This window comes from Brevibacterium picturae (assembly GCF_900105045.1).
GTDB classification, from domain to species: Bacteria; Actinomycetota; Actinomycetes; order Actinomycetales; family Brevibacteriaceae; genus Brevibacterium; species Brevibacterium picturae.
The window spans coordinates 4,289,309-4,307,279 of the sequence record NZ_LT629739.1 but is presented as its reverse complement, the minus strand read 5'-3'; the positions used below and the strand labels follow the sequence as shown (position 1 = coordinate 4,307,279).

Below are 17,971 nucleotides of genomic sequence, written 5' to 3'. Positions count from 1 at the left end.
CCTGTATTCGAGTGCTCCAGGTCACTGAGTAGAGTAGTTCCTCGACAGCCCGTCGACTATCGCCCTAAGGCGATCGATACAGAAGTGAGAGACACAGATGTTCTCTAAAGTTCTTGTGGCAAATCGTGGAGAGATTGCCGTTCGCGCGTTCCGTGCAGCGTACGAACTCGGCGCCTCCACTGTCGCTGTTTTCCCCTATGAGGATCGGAACTCCGAACACCGGATGAAGGCCGATGAGGCCTATATGATCGGCCAGGAAGGGCACCCCGTTCGTGCCTACCTCAGCGTCGAAGAGATGTTGCGCGTCGCTCAGGAATCCGGGGCCGACGCAATCTACCCCGGCTACGGCTTCCTGTCGGAGAATCCCGATCTGGCGCGAGCCTGCCAAGATGCCGGAATCACCTTCGTCGGCCCCGAGGCCGATGTGCTCGAGTTGGCCGGCAACAAGGTGCAGGCTCTGACAGCCGCACGCAATGCCGGAATTCCCGTGCTCGACTCGACGCGTCCCTCCGCCGACATCGCCCAGCTGCTGGCCGATGCGGAATCCATGGAGTACCCACTCTTCGTCAAGGCAGTCGCCGGCGGCGGTGGGCGCGGTATGCGCCGAGTCGGCGAAGCCTCACAGCTGGAGGATGCGCTCAAGGCCGCGATGCGCGAAGCAGAGGGCGCCTTCGGCGATCCCACCGTCTTCATCGAACAGGCAGTGCAGCGTCCGCGTCACATCGAGGTACAGGTCCTCGCCGATAACGACTCGAATGCGATTCACCTCTTCGAACGCGACTGCTCCGTCCAGCGCCGTCACCAGAAGGTCGTCGAGATCGCACCGGCTCCGAATCTGGACCCGGCAATCGGCGATGCTCTGCACACGGATGCGCTGAAGTTCGCCAAGGCTCTCGGTTACCAGAACGCGGGAACCGTCGAGTTCCTCCTCGAGACCGATGGTCCGCGTAAGGGACAGCATGTCTTCATCGAGATGAACCCGCGCATTCAGGTTGAGCATACGGTCACTGAGGAGATCACGGACATCGATCTGGTCGCTTCTCAGATGCGCGTCGCATCGGGGGACACTCTGGCTGAAATCGGCCTGACTCAGGACGAGATGCGAATCAAGGGCGCCGCCCTCCAATGCCGCATCACCACCGAGGATCCGGCCAACTCCTTCCGTCCCGACACCGGGACCATCACCGCCTACCGCTCGGCGGGTGGCGCCGGTGTGCGTCTCGACGGTGGAACCGTGCATGCCGGTGCCGCCGTCAGCGCACACTTCGACTCGATGCTCGTCAAGCTTACCTGCCGTGGACGCGACTTCGGGCAGGCGATCTCGCGTGCTCGGCGGGCACTTGCCGAGTTCCGGATCCGCGGTGTCTCGTCGAACATCGGGTTCCTGCGTGCCGTGCTCGAAGACGAGTCATTCATCGCCGGAGACCTCGCGACGTCATTCATCGAGGAGCGCCCGCACCTGCTCGACGCTCGTGTCAGTGCCGATCGCGGTTCGAAAATCCTCGATTTCCTCGCCGACGTCACGGTCAATCGCCCCAACGGCGAGCCCAGCGTGCGCATCCGCCCGGCGGAGAAGCTGCCCCAAATCGACCTTGGCGCAGATCCGCTGCCAGGAAGTCGCGATCGGCTCCTCGACGCCGGTCCTGCGGGCTTCGCTCAGGCACTGCGGAACCAGACTCCTCTGGCCGTCACGGACACCACCTTCCGCGATGCTCACCAGTCCCTGCTCGCCACCCGTGTGCGCACCCGGGACCTGCTCGCCGTCGCCGGACACGTCTCCCGGATGACCCCCGAGCTGCTCAGCATCGAAGCCTGGGGCGGGGCCACCTACGATGTGGCGCTGCGATTCCTCGGTGAGGATCCCTGGGAACGATTGGCCGCGCTGCGCTCGGCCGTGCCCAACATCAACCTCCAGATGCTTCTGCGCGGTCGCAACACCGTTGGCTACACCCCGTATCCGACTCAGGTCACCGATGCCTTCGTCGATGAGGCGGCCCGCACCGGCATCGACATCTTCCGCATATTCGACGCCCTCAACGATGTCGAACAGATGCGTCCGGCTATCGAGGCCGTTCGAGCCACGAACACCACGGTCGCCGAGGTTGCCCTGTGCTACACCTCCGACATCCTCGATCCGCGAGAAGAGCTCTACACGCTCGACTACTACCTGAAACTGGCCGAGCAGATCGTCGCCGCCGGCGCACATGTGCTCGCAATCAAGGACATGGCCGGGCTGCTCCGCCCTGCTGCTGCGACGAAACTCGTCACTGCCCTGCGGGAGAACTTCGATCTTCCCGTCCACGTCCACACTCACGACACCGCCGGTGGTCAGTTGGCCACTCTCCATGCTGCCGCGGCAGCCGGTGCCGACGCCGTCGATGCGGCATCTGCCGCCATGGCCGGTACGACCAGTCAGCCGAGCCTGTCCGCTCTGGTGGCGGCGTTCGAGAACACCGAACGCGACACCGGGATCAGTCTCAATGCGGTCAGCGATCTCGAACCGTATTGGGAATCGGTCCGCAAGGTCTACGCACCCTTCGAGTCCGGGCTGCCCGGACCGACCGGGCGTGTCTACCGGCACGAGATCCCGGGCGGCCAGCTGTCCAACCTGCGCCAGCAGGCCGTTGCTCTGGGCCTGGGGGAGCGGTTCGAGGATATCGAGCGCATGTACTCGGCAGCGGATTCGATCCTCGGCCACCTCGTCAAGGTCACCCCGTCGTCGAAAGTCGTCGGAGACCTCGCTCTCCACCTCGTAGGTGCCGGTGTCGACCCGGAGGAGTTCGCAGAGAATCCGGACAGGTTCGACATCCCTGACTCGGTTATCGGCTTCCTCAACGGCGACCTCGGCGATCCTCCGGGCGGATGGCCCGAGCCGTTCCGGACGAAGGCGCTGGCCGGACGCAGGCACAACGCCGTGTCCGAAGACCTCGCGCCCGAGGATGCGGCAGCCCTGGAGACGCCGGGCACCGCACGTCAGGCTAAGCTCAACTCGCTCCTATTCCCCGGTCCGACCAAGGAGTTCGAGCAGATGCGCGCGAACTACGGCGATCTGTCCGTCGTCGAGACCTCGGAATACCTCTACGGTCTGACTGCGGGCGAGGAGCACGCGGTCGAACTGTCGAAGGGCAAGGACCTCCTCATCGGCGTGCAGGCGATCAGCGGCACCGACGAGCGCGGCATGCGATCGGTGATGTTCACGCTCAACGGTCAGCTGCGTCCGCTCCAGGTGCGCGACCGTGCGGTCGAAAGCGACGTCAAGACCGCGGAGAAGGCCGATCCTTCCCAGTCCGGTCACGTGGCCAGCCCGTTCGCAGGCGTCGTCACGCTGCAGGTCGCCGAGGGGGATCGCGTCGAGGCCGGTGCGACGGTCGCGACGATCGAGGCCATGAAGATGGAAGCCTCCATCACCACTCAGACGGCCGGCACAGTCTCGCGTATCGCCATCGGCAACGTCCAGCAGCTCGAAGGCGGCGACCTAGTCGTGGTCATCGATGGCTGAGCGAGACATCCGGCTGTGGGGTGATCCGGTGCTGCGCAGTTCGTGCGCGCCGGTCACCGTCTTCGACGAAGGGCTCAGAGCACTGGCCCAGGACCTCGTGGACACGTCACTGCCGGAGGGTCGGGCCGCTGTCGCGGCACCGCAGATCGGCGTCGGCGTACGGGCATTCGGCTATGACCTTGACGGTCGTACGGGATATGTCATCAACCCCGAGGTCGTCGAGGTCGGTGGGCAGCTGCGCGACATCGAGGAGGGCTGCCTCTCCGTCCCCGGACTGTTCTTCCCCACGCCTCGCTACGAGTTCGCTCGTGTGCGCGGCGTGGACGCGGAGAACTCACCGGTGGAAATCTCCGGCACGGAAGTCTTCGCACAGATGCTCCAGCACGAGGTGGCCCACCTCGACGGGCAGGTCTACGTCCAGACCCTGCCCAAGGAACGTCGTCGCGAAGCCATGAAGGCCATCCGCGGTTCGGACTGGTTCCTCGCCAGACAGCCCTGACACACATGGACGAACAGACACACAAGAAATGGAGCAGCTAATGAGCATTCAACGCACCGCTGTCATCGGCAGCGGACTCATGGGCGCCGGCATCGCCGAGGTGCTCGCGAAGTCGGGTCTCGACGTCATCGTCCGTGAGATCAACGATGAGGTCTCCGCAGCGGGCCGTGCTCGCATCGAGAAATCCTTGACCCGTGCGGTCGAGAAGGGAAAGCTCGATTCCGAGGCCCGGGACGCAGCCCTGGGCAGACTGCGATTCACCACTGACATCGGCGAACTCGCCGATCGCCAGTTGGTCATCGAGGCCGCCAGCGAGAACGAGGACATCAAGAAGTCGATCTTCGCCGAACTCGACAAGGTCGTGACGGATCCCGAGGCGATCCTCGCCTCGAACACCTCATCGATGCCGATCATCCGGTTCGCACAGTCGACGTCACGTCCGGAGCGGGTGCTGGGGGTTCACTTCTTCAACCCGGCTCCGGTGCAGCCACTCGTTGAGGTCGTCTCTTCCGTGCTCACCGCCGATTCGGTGCGTGAGACGGCCACGGAGTTCGTCGCCGAGGTGCTGGGCAAGAACCCGATCCAGGCGCAGGACCGTCCGGGATTCATCGTCAACGCGTTGCTCATCCCATTCCTGTGCAGCGCGATTCGCATGGTCGAGTCCGGATTCGCCACCAAGGAGGACATCGACGCGGGAATGGTGGGCGGCTGCGCGCACCCGATGGGGCCGATCAAGCTTGCCGACATGGTCGGGCTCGACACCTGCCTGTACGCAGCTGAGAGCATCTACACGGAGACCGGCGATCCTGCGTCCAAGCCTCCGGTGCTGCTCTCTCGCATGGTTGATGCCGGCCTGCTGGGCGTCAAGTCCGGTCGTGGCTTCTACGAATACTGAGGCTGTTCACAACAGCACAGTCAAAGAACTCCTGGCCGGTGAATGCACCGACCAGGAGTTTTTGTATTCAGGCCTCATTCGGCCAAGCGGCGGCCTCAGCCGGCCAGAAGCTTCTCGTAGCTGGCCAGCTTCACACAGGCCGCGAGGCCCTGCGCAGCCAATTCCACGTCCCCGACAGTGGGCATGGTCGGGGCGATGCGGATGATGTTGTTGAGCGGGTCCAGACCATAGGGATGGGTGGCACCGGCCGGGGTCAGCTTGACCCCCGCCTCGGCGGCCAATTTCACAATCCGATCCGCGGTACCCTCCAAGGTGGTCAAGGTGATGAAGTATCCGCCGTCTGGTTCGGTCCACTGTGCCAGGTCCCTGCCGCCCAGCTCCCGCTCAAGAGTGTCCAACACGGCGTCGAATTTCGGGGCAATGATCTTCGCGTGCTGGCGCATATGCTCCTCGACGCCCGCCGCGTCGGAGAAGAAGCGCAGATGGCGCAGCTGGTTGACCTTATCGGGACCGATCGAGATCTTCGAGAGATTCGCCCGGATCCAACCGCTGGTCTCCGGCCCCGCACCGAAGAAGGAGACTCCGGCACCGGCGTGGGTGATCTTCGAGGTCGAGGCGAAGATCCATGGGCGTTCCGGGTGTCCGGCTTCGGCGCAGATGCTGAGGATGTCGAGCACTTCGGGATGCTGCTCGCGCAGGTGGTGGAGTCCGTAGGCGTTGTCCCACAGCAAGGTGAAGTCGGGTGCCGCAGCAGGCATCGCCGCGAGCTCCCGAGCTCGTTCCTCGGTGATCGTGATGCCGGTCGGGTTCGAGTACATGGGCACCAGCCACATTCCCTTGACCGATTCGTCCGCGGCCAGACGCTGCGCCTCGGCGACGACAGGGCCTTCGGAGTCCATCGGGATGCTGAGGAGCTCGAAGCCCAACGACTCGGCCAGCGTGAAGTGCCGGTCGTAGCCGGGGACCGGGCAGATGAGCTTATGCGGTCCCTGCCCCCAGGGGCGTGAGTCACCGACGGTTCCGTGCATGAGGGCGAAGGTCAGCGCCTGGGCCATGAGCGTCAGTGAAGCATTGCCGCCGGCCAGCAGTTGGTCCGACGGCACCTTGAGCAGGGGAGAGAAGAGCTCACGCAGCTCGACGATTCCATCCAGGCCCCCGTAGTTGCGGGTGTCGACGCCGCTCGGAGTCATGACATCGTCCCCGGTGACTGCGCTGAGGAGATCCACCGACAGGTCAAGCTGTTCACTTGCCGGCTTGCCTCGGGTGATATCGAGCTTCAACCCGCGAGACGCGAATTCCTCATAGGCGCCAGAAGCGCTTTCCAGTTCTGCCTGCAGCTCGGAAGTGGGGGACATCGATGCTCCTTGTCACTGTTGGTTGACCGTACAGCCATCCTAGTCATTTCCCGGCTCGCGTGCGGGGAGGGTGGGCAAGGCCGAATCCGGTGGCACGTTAGAGTTGACCACGATCAATCAACTTCACGAATCAGGGTGGGCGAACTGTGAGACCACGCGCGCAATCAGCTCATGGGCGCAGCTTCGGCAATCTGGCCCAACTCTACGATGACGTGCGCCCGAGCTACCCCGATGCGGCCATCAACCTGATGCCGATGAACTGGAAGGATGCCCAGGTCTGTGATCTCGGTGCCGGGACCGGCGTACTCAGCCGTCTTCTGCTCGACCGCGGCTCCCAGGTCATCGCTGTCGATCCCGACGAGGCGGCATTGGCGAACAATCCTGCACGCAGTCTCATCGGCAGCGCCGAGGACACAGGGCTGCCGACAGACTGCGCCGATGTCGTCACGGTGGCGCAGGCTTGGCACTGGTTCGATGAGACGCGAGCTGCTGCCGAGATCGCCCGCATCCTCAAGCCAGGCGGTCACCTGCTCATCCTCATCAACCAGCTCGATGTGCGCATCGCCTGGGTGCTGCGCCTGAGCCGGATCATGCATGCAGGCGATGTCTACCGACCTGCGTATCGACCGGGCCCGGCAGGTTTCGATCTCGTCGATCATGCACTGGTCGAATTCACCACGCCAGTCACCGTCGACGGCATCGTCGACCTGGCGAGAACACGGTCCTACTGGCTGCGGTCGAATGAGGTGACGAGGGCACGTGTGGAGTCGAATCTCTACGACTACTTCTCCCTCGACCACCCCGTCTCCGGCGAGTTGGACCTGCCGTACCTGTGCCTCGCGTATGTGCTGAGGTCAGCGGCCTGAGCAACGGCAACTCGTCGAGCTCATACGCTGCTGGTCAGAAGACCCCTGCCGGACCAGAAGAAGCGGGCCGCACCCACAGGTGCGACCCGCTTCAACAGGTTGAGCTTCTCGATCAGGTGCCGACCGGATCCTCATCCTGGGCCGGCGACGATTCGACAACCTCGGTGGCTCTGGTCGGGCTCGAGTGCGAGACATTGATCTTACGTGGACGGGCTTCTTCAGCCACGGGGATCGTCAGCGACAGCACGCCGTCCTGGTAGTCAGCCTGGATCCGATCGAGCGCGACCCTGTTGCCCAAAGTGAGCTGACGTGCGTAGGTACCGGCCGTGCGTTCCCGGGTCAGCCATTTCACATCCTTGTCCGCAACATCGGACTGCCGCTGAGCGCGAACGGTCAGCGTGCGATCCTCGACGTCGACATCGATGCTGGACGGATCCACACCGGGCATGTCGATGCGTGCGACGAAGACCTCTCCGTCACGGTAGAGGTCCATGGGAAGCGAAGTGGAGTTCGGGGTACGTGTCACTTCCGAGAAGAATCGATCGAGGTCACGGATGGGGTCAAAACGTGTAGCCATGAGCTTCCTTTCTTCGGGTCGTTACATTGAGTCAAACACACTCAACTTTGAAATGATTCCTATCTCATGAAATTCTCAGTCTCGTGAGCCTCATTCCGGTCCTTCTCGCGCTCGTTCCCGTCGCCGCTCTCATACTCCTGGGCATCGGACTCAGACGACTCCCAGGTTTCACGAATCCCGAATTCTGGTCGGGGGCGGAGAAACTCGCGTACTACTGCTTATTGCCGGTGCTGCTGTTCTCTTCGGTTGCCGAGGTCAGCGTCTCACATGTTCCGCTCGGACGACTGGCTGTGGGCCTCATCGCCCCGACTGCGGTCGTGTCAATCCTCATCATCGTACTGCGTCGGTACGTGGCACCCGACTTGCCGTCCTTCACCTCGGTGCTGCAGGGCGGAATACGTTTCAACACGTATATCGGGCTGTCGATATCGGCCAGCCTGTTCGGATCCGAGGGCAGTGCGTTGGCCGCCATCGTGGCGGCCGTGCTCGTGCCCACGGTGAACATCGTGTCCAGCCTCGGGTTCGAATTTCTGCGTACCGGGACCAGCTCCGCTCTCGGGATCGTCCGCGTCATCATCACGAACCCACTTGTCATCGGCTGTGCGGCCGGGGGACTGTTCAACCTCACCGGGGCTCAGGTGCCCGATGTCGTCGACTCCGTGCTGTCCTCGTTGGCGGCTGCGGCCCTGCCGATCGGACTTCTGTGCGTCGGCGCCGGCCTGCGCCGGTTCCCGCTTCGCACCCAAGCCGCCGCGATGATCAATTCGACCGCAGCCAAGCTCCTCGTCCTGCCTGCGGTGACCCTGCTCGCTCTGGTTCTCCTCGACGTTCCCACCACACCGGCCCTGGTCGCAATAATCTTCCAGTCCATCGCCACCGCAAGCTCCGGCTTTGTCATGGCTCGTCAGCTGGGTGGCAATTCCGAGCTGATGGCGGCCCTCATCGGCGCCCAAACCGTACTCATGCTCCTGACTCTTCCACCCGTCCTCCTCATATCCCAAGCTGTGCTCGGAGCCTGATAAGATGCGGCGGAGCCGGATGGTGACAGCGACGACTGAAAACAGCGACCGGCCGAACCCCGTGTGGGGTCGGGCCGTTCGCTGTTGGTCTGCGACTGTGACCGCCGGTCACTCGCGGCAAATCATGATCTGTCGATCACTCGCTGTCGGCCTTGATGTCGGGATGACGTGATCCGAGCTCAGAATCGATCCGGAGCAGTCCGGAACCGCTGTCGGCGACGTGATCCAGTCGACCGATGATCTCCGAGATGGTGGACTCCTCTTCGACCTGCTCGTCGATGAACCAGTGCAGGAGCGGCAGGACATCGAGGTCGCCCTCCGACTGCGCGGTGCGGTAGAGGTTGCGGATCGACTCGGACACCTTCTCCTCGTGGGCCAAAGCTGCCTTGAAGAAGTCGATGGGCTGCGAGCCCGAGACCTTCGGGGCAGCGATGTCACCGATCTGAGGAGCGAAGTCGCGATCCTGGCAGTGCTGGATGAACTTCGCTGCGTGGACCTGCTCCTCTTCGGACTGCGCACGCATCCAGCGTGTCATTCCGGGCAGGTCGAGGGCGTCGAGCTGGATGGACAGCTGCAGGTAGACCATCGATGCCTCGAGTTCGAGGGTGACCTGCTCGCCGAGGACCTTCTGCATAGCGGGGCTCAACTGCATATGTTTCTCCTTCGCGATACGAGACGGATCCGTTCCGTCCTCATGGTGAATATCCTGACACCTTTTCTAGAACCGTTCCAGTGTGGGAAGGCTCGGCAAACAATGATGAGGCATGGCATACCTGACCCAGCGGATTCGATGTGTCTGTCGATGCGGCGACTATGGACACCCGACGGGCCCCGGTGCCAAGCTGGTTCCATGCAGGATCGAATCGACGCACTCACGCAATGGCAATCGGCCGACGACGCACTTCACGCGCGCTTTCTGACGGGTTCCTTCGTCAGTGGCGTGACGTTCATCAACGCGATCGCCGACGCGGCGGAAGCCGCAGGCCACCACCCGGATGTGGACCTGCGGTTCCCACACGTGGATATCTCTCTGACCACCCACGATGCTGGGTCGATCACCGACAAAGACATCGACTTGGCCAATGAGATCTCCCAGATCGCAAATTCTCAGGGTATCGACGCGGCTAGCTGAGGATGGCGGCGATGAATCTCCGTCGCTGCTTCGAAGGCATGGGCGATGCGCAGCAGATCTACGTCTGCCCCCGGCTTCGCGACGAGCTGGACTCCTACCGGCAGGCCCGACTTCGAGAAGCCGGCAGGCACGGAGATCGCCGGGCATCCAGTGGCGGAGATCAGACACAGGGCTCGCATCCAATCGAGATAGTTCTCGAGTCCGACTCCGTTGATCTGGGTGGGATATTCGATCGAGGCGTCGAATGGGAGCACTTGGCAGGTGGTGAGCACCAGGAGGTCGTGCTCACCGAAGAACCGCTCGACCTCTCCATGCAGACGCGCACGAGCACGGTCGGCAGAGACCACCTCGGCGCCGGTCAGCTTCAGTCCCATTTCGATGTTCCAGACCACGGAGTCCTTGATCTGGTCCGGGTACCGTTCCAGCAGCGGCCCCCAGGAATGAACGAAGTCGAGGGCCCGACGCACGTTGAAGACCTCATCGGCATCGCCGAGGTCGGGGATCGTATCGACGACACCGGCCCCGAGGTCGGAGAACACGTTCGCCGTGCCCGCCACGATCTCGTGGACCACACCTTCAAGAGGGAGCAGACCGCCCAGATCGGGGCTGAACCCGATCGTCACACCGCGCAGATCGGGTTCGGTGTCGGCTCCGATGCCGAATTCGGGGAGATCGAAGACGCTGCCGGGTTCACCGATCGAGCATGGGCCACCGGGCTCCGGTCCTGCTGTCGCGCTCATCGTCAGCGCCACATCGGATACCGTGCGAGCCATGAAACCGCTCTGTGCCAGCCATGTGAACGGGTTGCCGGGGAGTGTATGCGGAATGCGGCCATTCGACGGGCGGAAACCTACGACATTGTTGAACGATGCGGGGGAGCGCAGCGATCCACCCATGTCGGAGCCGTCTCCTGAAGCTTGGATGCCGGCAGCCAAGGCGGCACCGACGCCGCCCGAAGACCCCGAGGCGGATTTGGAGGTGTCATAGGGATTGACCGTGGTGCCAAAGACCGGGTTGAAGGTGTGCGAGCCCGCTGCGAACTCCGGCACATTCGTCTTGCCCGTCGTGTTGATTCCGGCCGCTTTGAGACGCGAAATGATCAGCGAATCAGCCTCCGGAACACGATCGGCCATGATGGGTGAACCCCAGGTGGTGCGCAAGCCTGCAGTGTCATGCGTGTCCTTGTGTGTCATCGGGACTCCATGAAGCGGTCCGATCGGCTCATCGTTCGCCACCGCCTGGTCAGCGGCTTCTGCCCGTGCCAGCGCACCCTCGTCGTCGCGGGTGACAACCGCGTTGAGGGCCGGATTGAGCGCATCGATGCGTGCCAGGTGATCGCTGAGCGCCTCCCTGGCAGAAATCTCCTTCGTTGCGATCTTGGCCGCCAGCTCACGTGTGGACAGCCAGCGCAGTTCCTCGCTCATCGTCTCACTTCCCGACTGTGCTGAGAACGGCGGACAGTGCCGCTCGGATACCGGTCTCCAGCGTGGTTTCGACATCATCCGGGGCGAAGAACGGGGAGTGGTTGCCTGCCGGCGGTTCGTCACCGTCGAAATTGGCGGGGGAGTACCCGCCGAAGAACCAATAGACATAAGGAACGTCGATGTCATCTCCGAAGGCTCCGAAGTCCTCGCTGCCGGTGACGGCCTGGTCCAGGTGGACCTGCGCTTCGCCGAGCTCGGACCCGAGCACGTCGAGAAACGTGTCGGTGGTTGCAGGATCGTTGTAGCAGCGCGGGAACCGATACATGTCTTCGATGATCGGCTCTGGGGCTCCGGACGCCTGGGCTTCGGCGAGGATGATCCGTTCGACGCGGTTGAGGACGATCTCACGCACCTCCTCGTTGAAGGTGCGGATGTTGAGTTTGAATTCGGCGGAGTCCGGGATGATGTTCTCCTTCAACCCGCCATGGAAGGTGCCCACGGTGATGACAGCCATGTCCCGACCCGAAATCTCTCGGGAGACGATGCTTTGGAGCCTGGTGATCATATAGGCGCCGAGGACGATCGGGTCGACAGAATTCTCAGGTTGCGAACCGTGAGCTTGCTTGCCCCTGACGGTGACCTTGATGCAGTCGGACATCGCCATCGCGGTTCCTTTGGCGACGTAGATGTGTCCTGCCTTGCCCGGCCACACATGCTGTCCATAGATGACCTCTGGTTTGACGGTCGACTCCCAGAGTCCGTCGTCGAGCATCGCCCGCGCGCCCTCTCCGGTCTCTTCGCCGGGCTGGAAGATCATGACCACGCTTCCCGACCACAGGTCCTTGTGCTCGACAAGATAGCGGGCCAGATACAGTCCCACAGTGATGTGAGTGTCGTGGCCGCAGCCGTGCATCACCTTCGAGGTGGAGCCATCGGGCAGAGTCCCTTCTGCGGTCGACGCATAGTCGTACCCGGTGTCCTCGGCAATCGGCAGTCCGTCGATGTCAGCGCGGTAGGCCACGACTGGTCCCTCGCCGTTCTCGATGACGCTGACGATGCCGGTGCCGCCGAAGGTGCGAGTTTCGAGGCCGAGCTCTTCGAGCGTGGAGCGGATTGTCTCAGCCGTCTGCATCTCCTGCATGGACAGCTCAGGAGTGCGGTGGAAGTTCTTGTAATCGGCTACCGTCTCAGCGAGGTTGGCCGAAATCGCGTCCCGAAGCATGGTGTTGAGCGACATGATGTCCTTTCACAGTGGGTGTCTTCGATGATCTCAGGAATTCGGTGATGAGGTGTCCGGTGCTCGTCAGTTGATTCCGACGTTGTCGCCGTCTCCCGTGCCCTTCGTATCGGTCACCGATCTATTGCGGGTGAACCACGTGATTGCAATGGTCAGAATGACCACGATGGCGACATCGCCCGAGGCCAGAACCGGGACGAGGGGTATGAGGACGAGAATGACCAGCGCAGCCGCGCCCAGGGCGATGAGTGTCGATTTGACCTGCTTGAGCGAGGCGATGAGCTGTACAGTCACACCGCCGAGGATGGCGGGCAGGATGTAGAGCTTGGCCACCAGGGTCACCGGCTCGGGAATGATGGCGACCAGCCATGTGCCGAGAATTCCGACGAACAGCACCATGGAGCACACGTGGATCAGAGCCGCACCGCAGATGGCCATCGTCGCAGCATATTCACCCTTTCTCGTTCCCGGCTTCACTCCGATCGTGGCCTGGGCGACGATCGCGGAGGGAAGCAGCTTATTGGAGATGTTGCCGATCAGGAACGCCTGGTACATCCCGGCAGGGCCGAGGATCGGGAAATAGGTCAGGGGTTCGACGATGTAGAAGACGCCGTAGACGGCGAAGACCGCGAGGAATCCGGTGAGGATGTCGCCGAAGTCAACATTGGCATCGGCGACGAAGAGCAGATAGAAGGGCACCGAGGTGGCGATCAGGAACCCGATGAACAGCGTGATCGAGCCCCACTTGGTCGTGGTCTTCTCGAAGGCCGCGTGTGAGGGTGACGTAATGTTGTTGGACATGATGTTCTCCTCAAGCTTCCGGAGCGCCGAGACCGGCGTAGTGAGCGAAGTAGGCGGCGATAAGACCCACCAGCAGGGAAATGCCTAAGCCCCATTCCTTCAGCCACGGCATCTTCAGCACTTTCGACAGGAACAGGCAGATCGACATGACGATCGCAGAGACCACCACAGCGATGACATGCGTCGGCGATTTCGGGATCTCGCGGAATGACAACGCGGCGAACGCGGCGAGCAGCGCGGCGCCGGGGATGATCGACATCAGCGCAGGGTTGACCTTCTCCAGCTTGTGGGAGCTGCGCTTGAACACCGGCGTGAGAATCAGGGTCGAGATCATCCACCCAGCGCCCGACAGACTCATCGCCATGAGAGCGACGATGAAGACCCCGCTTGTGAACGTCTCATCGCCGAGATTCGCACCCATCGTGCCGGCCGCGATTGATGCCGAGGCGACTTCTGTGGCCGCGGAGCCGATGAGCCCGACACGCACGATCACCGGGGGAGTGCCGAAGAGGGGGAGCAGGGCGATGGCGACCAGGACCACGGACAGCGATGGTCCGATGGCCGCGACTCCGCCGGCCCTGAACGCCGACCTGACCTCCTGCTGGCTCATTCCCGCCGATTCAGCATTCTTCCTCACCGCGCCCATGTAGATGAGCGACTGCACGACGACGACGCTCATGACCGCCATAGCCAGAATCCAGAGAACCGGGGCGTTCGCGAGGCCGAGATAGTTGGCCGATCCGCTTGCTATCACCATTGCGGGGCTCCTCACTTCTTTGTCGGAGTTGATCACGGCGACCGGCCCACAGCACTGTGGTCCGCATCACTCGTGTCAGTAACGTACACCGAGACGAGCCCCGATGGGCGATCTTGGGCATGACTTCCCGATTGGCGAGAACAGACTTCTCAATGCCGTCCATCAGCGAATTCGATGAGCAGCGTCGACGGTGAATGTTCAGCTGAACAATCACCTCGTCGGCGGGGGAGCGCTTGGGTACCAGCTCGTGGGATTGCGCATCCTCGAACCGGCTCTCCATATCGCCGATCTCTGAGGTGGGAAAGGAGACGCGTCGCCGATCGATGATGAGCGTGCCGAGTTCATATCGACGGAACTCGGCACGCTCATTGTGGCGCGGGGGACTCAGATCATCACTGAGCAGATGCGAAACGTCCGCGGACCCGGGCTTTGTCGCGCTCAGGGTCGGCGAAGATGAGGGTCAACAGCGCACAGACTGCCGACGTGACCCCAAGGGCCTGAAATGCTGCGGCGTACCCAGCGCCCGGGTCCGCGGCCGCGTCGACGATGAGACCTGTGGCATAAGGGCCGACGAGCCCGCCGATGGCCATGAGCGCCAGGAAGACTCCCAGTGTTCCCGCCGTCTGTCGAGGTGGGCAGATCTCGGAGACAGCGGCATTGGACAGAGGCAGAACAACCACGCCGACTCCGTATCCGATGGCCACGACCGCCACGGCTCCAGCCGAGCTTGAGATCGAGGGAAGGAAGTAGAGGATTCCTGCACCGATGACGACGCAGATCGAGGGAGCGATGATTCTCACGAAGCGAGATGACCACCCCCTGGCCAACAGGCGATCAGAGAGCAGAGTTCCACCGATGAGGCTGACCAAGCCGGCGATCGACGGGATCGCCAGCATTGACCCGGACTGGAGACGGCTGTAGCCGAGACCGACTTCGAAGTACGAAGGAAGCCAAGTGAGAACCACTGTGACCATTGCGTAGATGCTGGCAACGAGAAAAGCACCGCTGATGAAGGTCTTCGTCAGGAAGATCTTGTGCCAGGCAACGCGCGGCTCTGCATTGGGATCGTCGGAGTGCTTCGTTGCTTTGGCCGGGATGTAAGGGCCCACCTCCCAGTATTTCCTCCAGAAGAAGCACCACACGACACCGATGACGGCCATTGTGATCAGTGCGCTTCGCCAGCCGAATGTGACCGAGAAATAGGCCAGCACAGGGGCAAGGGCGATCTTGGAGATCGAGGCCGCGCTGGCGAGCAGGGCACCGGGGAATCCACGCTTCTCCGGGGCGTGCCATGAGTATGTGGCGGTGTGGATGAGCGCGGAACTCGGCCCTTCTGCAAGTCCGAGGACCATTCTCGAGACGACCAGGACAGCAAATGTGGCGGAGACGACCAGCGGCAGCATTGCCACCGCCCACACGAGCGCCAGGACGATGAGAACGGTACGCAGAGACAGCCACTTGTTCAACGCTCCGGCGAAGAATCCGCCGATGGTGAAAGCGAAGAAGAACAGGCTTCCGACCAACCCGATCTGGGAAGCGCTGATACCCAGATCGTCCTTGAGCGACTGAGCGATGATGCCGTATGCGGCCTTATCACCGTAATTGACCACATACAGAATCACGAGCAGCGCAGTCAGCGACCATGCCTTTCGTCGAGATTCGGTACCAGGGGCTGCCTGTGCGGATGGGGGAGCGTTGAGCTGTGATGAGACCATGAGGCTTCCTTGCGTCGTGGTGACTATCGTGACAAACGACCCTGTCACTGTGGGGCCGATAACACCAACCGTATTGAACGTTCGATAGAAAAGTCAATCGACTCACGAACTGTTCACCGAACCCAACAGCATCTGGGGTTCTGAGCCCTGGTCGCCCCTCCATAGCACGGGGGAATGACCGTCGTCCCGGAAGAAACGCGCTCAGGCCAAGCTGTCTCGCGGCAACCGCAGCTACGCGTCGTGTGGGACGACCCGCGGACTCGGGCTCAGCTTCGAGATAACAAGGAAGATCATCAAAGTGGGCGCGAGGAAACAGGACCACAGGTACGGGTGCATAGTGCGTAGGGGAGTGACCGCGAGACACTCCGGATCGCCGTAGATGGTCTCGGCGGACTCTGTGCCAGCGGCAACGTCAGACAATATGCAGGTCTTGGCGACACCATAGAGCGCGCCTCCAACAAGCTCCCCGATAGGACTAACTCGGCTGCGCGAGCATCACTCTAAGCTGACTTCTTCCTTGAGACGTACATCGTGATCTTCGCGGAGACATACGCCTGACCGTCGGCATCGAGGACGTCAACCGGGACGACTACCTCCATCGACTCTTCGCCGAACTCAGGAATCGCGTCAAGGCGCGCGATTGAGGTGACACCAGTGGTGGACTTGGCCTTGTACTCAACGGTCATGCCCATCGGAATCCAACGATGTGTGGGCGGAACCGTCGCATCAATCATCACGCCGGCGGCGATCTCAGCCATGTTGCATGAAGCGATTGCGTGATAAGTGCCGAGGTGGTTGTGCACGCCGCGACGATTCGGGGCACTCACGCGACACAAGCCGGGACGCAGCTCGTGGATCAGCGGATGAACCGTACGGAAGTAGGGGACCTTGAAGCACACGGCCCGAGTGAAGAGCCAGTTACCGAATGGCACTTTCTGCAGCTTCTGCCAGATCCTAAGGTTCGTCGCAGGCGCGCCGGGCCCCGTGGACACGGTGCTGCCGGTGTCCTCTGCACCACGTGCGGTCTGAGTGTTCATCGAACGTCCTTTCAGGGAGACGGAAGCCTGGGCCTTAGTATAGTGACATCGAGCACCTATCTGGGCTCCCATTCCTCACTGAGATGAAGATCGACCATTGGCCAGGCCTCACCAAGGCGGCTTCGTTTACGGGAATCCACTGCAATGACAGGGGAGTGGGGCCTCGACCGCACAATCGACAACCACATTGAGTCCATGTTTGATCATCATGTTGGCTCAGCGCGTCAGAGCAGACAAGGCTGGCCAGGCCAATTCAGGTCGAAGTTCGGAGCCGCCCAAAAGATGCAGATACGGATGCACGATTCGCCAATGGGCGTCAGAACCGAAGCTTCACGCCAGACGGCAGTCTGTGCCGGAACAATCTGCGATGTTCCACGAACGTGTCACCATAGCGGCGTTGAACTTTCCCATGGTTCATAGCTGGCGCACGGGAGGAGAGGCTGAGAATCAGTTTACTTAACATAATGTATATTATCGGCTTTAGCCTGATGGGGCCATAGGTCCCGAAAACAGCGCTTATGTCCATAGTCAGATCCGGCGGCCGTATACGTCGCCGGTCAAGTAACTGGAATACACGAATGACGGCCGCAGAAGGCTCGTCTGCCCTCTACGGCCGTCACTGCGCTGACAGGGTGTCAGCGAACTGCGTGTGTGCGCAGTCGACTCAGCTGCCGCCGAGTCCGACCTTGCCGTCATCCTTGGATCCACCATCGTCCTTGGAGTCGCCGCCGTCATCTGCGGCGCCGTTGGCCTTCGTCAGACCAGCTTCCTCACCGCAGACCGGCCATGCGCCTGGACCCTGCTTTTCGAGGGTGTTCTGGGCGACATCGATCTGCTCTGCCTTGCTGGCCTCGTGAGGCATGCCCTCACCGCCGAAGGCTTCCCACGTCTGCTGGGAGAACTGAAGCCCGCCGTAGTAGCCGTTACCGGTATTGATATGCCAGTCTCCACCGGACTCGCACTCGGCGACCTTGTCCCAAACGCCACCCGAGGACTGAGCCCCTGTGGATGCCTGAGCCGGGCCGGCCATTCCCGTCAGTCCGGCGGCGGCGACCGCGCCGGCTCCTGCAACGAGGGCGACCTTGCGGAGGCTTGTGCTGTAGAGGTTCACTGTGTCATCTCCGTAATACGACTGCATTTCGGTTCTGTTCTGTAACC

The 17,971-nt window shown here is 62.2% G+C and carries 16 protein-coding genes; 6 read left to right on the top strand and 10 right to left on the bottom strand.

Features of this window, described 5'->3' with window-relative positions; translation table 11 throughout:
• Nucleotides 1-97: 97 nt before the first annotated feature.
• From BLT92_RS19625 to BLT92_RS19615, 3 genes are read left to right on the top strand one after another with little or no spacing between them, the layout of a single operon-like run.
• The gene (locus tag BLT92_RS19625) at nt 98-3,499 is read left to right on the top strand and encodes a pyruvate carboxylase (protein ID WP_092108378.1); all 3,402 of its coding nucleotides are present in this window, start codon (nt 98-100) and stop codon (nt 3,497-3,499) included.
• Nucleotides 3,492-3,998, top strand: coding sequence for a peptide deformylase (locus BLT92_RS19620; RefSeq protein ID WP_092108377.1), 507 nt, complete (start codon nt 3,492-3,494; stop codon nt 3,996-3,998). The genes BLT92_RS19625 and BLT92_RS19620 overlap by 8 nt, the downstream gene beginning before the upstream one ends.
• Before the next feature lie 40 nt (nt 3,999-4,038).
• Nucleotides 4,039-4,893, top strand: coding sequence for a 3-hydroxybutyryl-CoA dehydrogenase (locus BLT92_RS19615; protein WP_092108375.1), 855 nt, complete (start codon nt 4,039-4,041; stop codon nt 4,891-4,893).
• 95 nt (nt 4,894-4,988) lie between these two features.
• On the opposite strand, the gene BLT92_RS19610 is transcribed toward BLT92_RS19615, so the two are convergent.
• Nucleotides 4,989-6,248, bottom strand: coding sequence for an aspartate aminotransferase type Ic (locus tag BLT92_RS19610; RefSeq protein ID WP_092108373.1), 1,260 nt, complete (start codon nt 6,246-6,248; stop codon nt 4,989-4,991).
• 146 nt (nt 6,249-6,394) lie between these two features.
• On the opposite strand from BLT92_RS19610, the gene BLT92_RS19605 reads away from it, so the two are divergent.
• Nucleotides 6,395-7,114, top strand: coding sequence for a class I SAM-dependent methyltransferase (locus tag BLT92_RS19605; protein ID WP_092108371.1), 720 nt, complete (start codon nt 6,395-6,397; stop codon nt 7,112-7,114).
• A gap of 112 nt (nt 7,115-7,226) precedes the next feature.
• Here BLT92_RS19605 and BLT92_RS19600 read toward each other — a convergent pair whose 3' ends face one another.
• On the bottom strand, nt 7,227-7,691 hold the full coding sequence (locus BLT92_RS19600; protein ID WP_092108369.1) for an Hsp20/alpha crystallin family protein: 465 nt from the start codon (nt 7,689-7,691) through the stop codon (nt 7,227-7,229).
• 83 nt (nt 7,692-7,774) lie between these two features.
• Here BLT92_RS19600 and BLT92_RS19595 point away from each other — a divergent pair, with 83 nt between their 5' ends.
• Nucleotides 7,775-8,710 carry an AEC family transporter gene (locus BLT92_RS19595; RefSeq protein WP_092108367.1) on the top strand — a complete coding sequence of 312 codons (936 nt, stop codon included), beginning with the start codon at nt 7,775-7,777 and terminating at the stop codon, nt 8,708-8,710.
• 136 nt (nt 8,711-8,846) lie between these two features.
• Here BLT92_RS19595 and BLT92_RS19590 read toward each other — a convergent pair whose 3' ends face one another.
• Nucleotides 8,847-9,362, bottom strand: coding sequence for a ferritin (locus tag BLT92_RS19590; protein WP_092108365.1), 516 nt, complete (start codon nt 9,360-9,362; stop codon nt 8,847-8,849).
• A 198-nt stretch (nt 9,363-9,560) separates the two neighbouring features.
• Between BLT92_RS19590 and BLT92_RS19585 the strand changes: the two genes are divergently transcribed.
• Complete coding sequence (locus BLT92_RS19585) at nt 9,561-9,842, top strand: 4a-hydroxytetrahydrobiopterin dehydratase (protein ID WP_092108363.1); 282 nt, start codon at nt 9,561-9,563, stop codon at nt 9,840-9,842.
• Here BLT92_RS19585 and BLT92_RS19580 read toward each other — a convergent pair.
• From BLT92_RS19580 to BLT92_RS19550, 7 genes are all read right to left on the bottom strand, one after another.
• Nucleotides 9,818-11,266 (bottom strand): amidase, encoded by a 1,449-nt coding sequence (locus BLT92_RS19580; RefSeq protein WP_092108361.1) that lies wholly within the window; start codon nt 11,264-11,266, stop codon nt 9,818-9,820. The two genes, BLT92_RS19585 and BLT92_RS19580, sit on opposite strands and share 25 nt — an antisense overlap.
• 4 nt (nt 11,267-11,270) lie before the next feature.
• On the bottom strand, nt 11,271-12,503 hold the full coding sequence (locus BLT92_RS19575) for an amidohydrolase (protein ID WP_092108359.1): 1,233 nt from the start codon (nt 12,501-12,503) through the stop codon (nt 11,271-11,273).
• Between the two features lie 66 nt (nt 12,504-12,569).
• Nucleotides 12,570-13,304, bottom strand: a complete 735-nt coding sequence (locus BLT92_RS19570) for a hypothetical protein (RefSeq protein ID WP_092108357.1) — start codon at nt 13,302-13,304, stop codon at nt 12,570-12,572.
• A gap of 10 nt (nt 13,305-13,314) precedes the next feature.
• Nucleotides 13,315-14,061 carry a DUF5058 family protein gene (locus tag BLT92_RS19565; RefSeq protein WP_092108355.1) on the bottom strand — a complete coding sequence of 249 codons (747 nt, stop codon included), beginning with the start codon at nt 14,059-14,061 and terminating at the stop codon, nt 13,315-13,317.
• A 392-nt stretch (nt 14,062-14,453) separates the two neighbouring features.
• Nucleotides 14,454-15,776 carry an MFS transporter gene (locus tag BLT92_RS19560; RefSeq protein ID WP_092108353.1) on the bottom strand — a complete coding sequence of 441 codons (1,323 nt, stop codon included), beginning with the start codon at nt 15,774-15,776 and terminating at the stop codon, nt 14,454-14,456.
• A gap of 500 nt (nt 15,777-16,276) precedes the next feature.
• Nucleotides 16,277-16,813 (bottom strand): hotdog fold domain-containing protein, encoded by a 537-nt coding sequence (locus BLT92_RS19555; RefSeq protein WP_092108351.1) that lies wholly within the window; start codon nt 16,811-16,813, stop codon nt 16,277-16,279.
• A 664-nt stretch (nt 16,814-17,477) separates the two neighbouring features.
• Entirely contained in the window at nt 17,478-17,924 is a 447-nt protein-coding gene (locus BLT92_RS19550; protein WP_269457376.1) for a transglycosylase family protein, read from the bottom strand.
• Nucleotides 17,925-17,971 lie beyond the last annotated feature (47 nt).